Raw genomic sequence first — 668 nt, forward strand, 5'->3', positions numbered from 1 at the left:
TGGCTGCGCCAGCGCGCGCCGCTGGACCGGGGCGTGGTGGCGCTCGGCGGGCAGTTAGGCACCGTGCCGGTCACGCACTTCTATGGCGATCCCGGCGACGGCGACCTGGCCATGGTCAACCAGACGCACCAGTGGCTGCTGGACCACGCCCTGGCCCCCGACTGGCGCGTGCATGCGGGGCTGATGGCGCGGCGCGGCACCATGGTGGGCTTCACCACCTACGGCCACGGCTACGGCGAGGCGCTGGCCGACCTGGAGGCACGCGGCTGGCTGTGGCGCCAGCGGCGCTGGCGCGATTTCGCCTCCAGCGACCGCTCGGGCCAGCTCGATCTGCAGGGGCAGTGGGAGGCGGGCGGACTGCGGCACACGCTGCTGGCGGGGATGGAGGTGTTTCGCTTCCGGCTCTCACAGGTCATGCAGCAGTCGCCGGCCGGCACCTGGCAGGCCGATGGCATCGACGTGCGCCAGCCCGTGTACAGCGACGAGCGGCCTGCGACGCAGGATTTCCTGTCCACCGACGAGCACCAGCGCGGCCTGGGCCTGTACCTGCAGGACCAGATCGAACTGGCGCCGCGGTGGCAGGCGTTGCTGGGCCTGCGCCACGACCGCTTCCGGCAGGCCGTGGACGACCGGCTGGCCGGCGGCACGCGGCGCCAGTCGCAGGGGCG

At 73.4% G+C, this 668-nt stretch carries 1 protein-coding gene; it reads left to right on the top strand.

Features of this window, described 5'->3' with window-relative positions; genetic code table 11:
* On the top strand, nucleotides 1-668 hold a 668-nt coding region (locus AC27KI_RS26625), incomplete at both ends, for a TonB-dependent receptor domain-containing protein (RefSeq protein WP_487116888.1).

This window comes from Acidovorax sp. KPB24-03 (assembly GCF_057546605.1).